Origin of the sequence: Bacillus sp. SIMBA_154, assembly GCF_046536015.1 — a bacterium.
Classification (GTDB): domain Bacteria; phylum Bacillota; class Bacilli; order Bacillales; family Bacillaceae; genus Bacillus; species Bacillus pumilus_P.
This window is the reverse complement of record NZ_JAWJBV010000763.1, coordinates 1-229: the sequence shown is the minus strand read 5'-3', so window position 1 is coordinate 229 and position 229 is coordinate 1. Positions and strand designations below refer to the sequence as shown.

1 protein-coding gene is annotated in these 229 nt (G+C 38.9%); it reads left to right on the top strand.

From position 1 onward, the window contains the following. Nucleotides 1-229: hypothetical protein (locus R0K30_RS23945; RefSeq protein WP_410613576.1), on the top strand; the 229-nt coding region annotated here is incomplete at both ends.

Below are 229 nucleotides of genomic sequence, written 5' to 3'. Positions count from 1 at the left end.
AGTAAAAGCTGCCCTTACAAGCCTATATGATAAAAAAACAGAAGCTCAACAAAAGCAGCTCGCCAAAGCCGTTGAAAGTAAGGAGCATGAAAAGGCTGCAGAGTTAAAAGAAACCTTGGCTGGTTTTAAAGAAAAGTATGAACTCGACACTTGGATGGAAAGAGCTGCTAATAAAATGGCAAATGAGATTAGTTTTGGTACACATATCTCTAAAGGTATTCACTCCAGC